The following is a 1,331-nucleotide window of genomic DNA, read 5'->3' as shown; positions in this document are numbered from 1 at the left end:
AGGTGTTCAGCGGGTCCACCGTGTTGCCGAAGTTCAGGGCGGCGCCGGACACGTTGCACGAGGTGATGACGGTGGCGGTGACCTGAAAGGTCGTGGTGCCGGTGGTGGCGTTGGCGGTCACCGAAGACCCGGCGGCTGCGGCCACCAGGGCCAGACCGACTGCTGCACGCTTGATCATCTTGCTTGAGAACTTGTTCATGGTGACCCCCTGCTGTTGATGACTGAATCGTCGCAGTCACAGCTTGTTGCACGTAGTCGTGGAAGGAGTCACCCGGCGTGCGAAGGCGCAGGGCGCGGGCGTAGGCAATACACCGACGGATGTCGGTGAGCCCCCGGGGCGGGCCAGCGCCGGACGGCTTGAAAAAGCGCCAAAACCGCTAAAAATCAGGTCAAAAGTCTACGAAATATGATTTAAGCGATATTTGGTGACGGCAGATACACTGCCTGGACGAACCATGTTTCAGGGGTGGATGTGAGACGTTTTCTCCATTTGACCAACCGCCACCGAGCACCCTCGGTGAATCTGGCCCTGGGTGTCCTGCTCGCGTTCAACGCGGGCGCCGTGAATGCCGGCGGCTTTTTGCTGCTGCAGCGGTACACCTCGCACATGACGGGATTCGCATCCCAGATTGCCGATGGGCTGGCCTTGAAGCATCCGTCCATGACTGCAACGGCCGTCGGCGCCATCGTTTCATTTGCCGCCGGCGCGGCGTTGACTGCGGCGCTCGTCAACTTCGCGCGCCGCCAGGGCATTCGGGCCGTTTATGCGTTGCCGCTGGTGCTGGAGGCCGCACTGCTCATGTCCTTCGGGTTGATGGGCTCCCTGGCGCTGTCTTCCGGCAGCGCGCACTACTTCCCGCCCACGGTGTTGCTGCTGAGCTTCATCATGGGCTTGCAGAACGCCGTGGGCTCGAAATCTTCAGGTGGCAGCATTCGCACCACCCACATGACGGGCAACGTGACCGATCTGGGCATGGAACTGGGAAAACTCCTTTACTGGAATCGATCCGGTGGGGGCGCGCGGCCTGTGGTGAGCGACAAGGAGAGGCTGCAGCGTTCAGGAGGCCTTCTGCTGGCATTCATCGCGGGGGGTATCGCGGGTGCCACCGGCTTCCAGTCGGCTGGTTTCATCTTTGTCGTTCCCTTGGCCATGGCACTTCTGTTGCTGGCGGCCATGCCGCTGTTCGGTGTGAAGACACGACGCCTCAAGCGGCAGCCCGCCTCGATCAGCTGAGTCAGGCCTGGTTCAGTCGATGAATCAGTAGGTGATGGTGACCGTCACGGTGTCGGTGTAGCTGCCAGGCACCACGTTCGCCAGCGTGGGAACGCGG

The 1,331-nt window shown here is 61.9% G+C and carries 1 protein-coding gene and 1 pseudogene; one reads left to right on the top strand and one right to left on the bottom strand.

Translation table 11 applies throughout. From position 1 onward, the window contains the following. Positions 1-199, bottom strand: a pseudogene (locus BMY53_RS26160) (hypothetical protein); the annotation flags it as partial. Positions 200-472: 273 nt separating this feature from the next. Between BMY53_RS26160 and BMY53_RS25225 the strand changes: the two are divergent. Further along, positions 473-1,234, top strand: a complete 762-nt coding sequence (locus BMY53_RS25225) for a YoaK family protein (RefSeq protein WP_092949932.1) — start codon at positions 473-475, stop codon at positions 1,232-1,234. The last annotated feature ends 97 nt before the right edge of the window (positions 1,235-1,331 follow it).

It is taken from the genome of Roseateles sp. YR242, from assembly GCF_900109745.1.
Taxonomy (GTDB): domain Bacteria; phylum Pseudomonadota; class Gammaproteobacteria; order Burkholderiales; family Burkholderiaceae_C; genus Roseateles.
The sequence above is the reverse complement of the archived record's forward strand: the minus strand, read 5'-3'. Positions and strand labels throughout refer to the sequence as shown.